The organism is Kytococcus schroeteri (assembly GCF_002847825.1).
GTDB classification, from domain to species: Bacteria; Actinomycetota; Actinomycetes; order Actinomycetales; family Dermatophilaceae; genus Kytococcus; species Kytococcus schroeteri.
In genome coordinates, this window is record NZ_PKIZ01000155.1 from 1 (window position 1) to 308 (window position 308).

General features: G+C 66.2%; 1 pseudogene. It reads right to left on the reverse strand.

Annotated features, from left to right (window positions below):
* Nucleotides 1-308 (reverse strand): annotated as a pseudogene (locus tag CYJ76_RS11965) (5-methyltetrahydropteroyltriglutamate--homocysteine S-methyltransferase); the annotation flags it as partial.

The window sequence follows — 308 nt, forward strand, 5'->3', positions numbered from 1 at the left end:
TGCGGAATCGTCCAGCTCTACGCGGGAGTCCTTGGCCAGCTCCGGGACGATGTAGTGGTAGTTCGTGTCGAACCACTTCGTCATTGCGGAGGCCGGCAGCTCCTTGGTGCCGCGGGCGGCGGCGAAGTAGCGGTCGATGAAGCGCGGCAGGCCGTCGTTGTCGTGATCCGCGATGTCGGCGACGCGCTCGGGCAGCAGTCCCAGCAGGGCGGTAGTGTCCAGCACTGCGTCGTAGAAGGAGCGGCCAGAGAAAGCCGCGGAATCCAGGCCAGCGGCCAGCAGCTCGTCGGTGTAGTCGTTGACCAGGC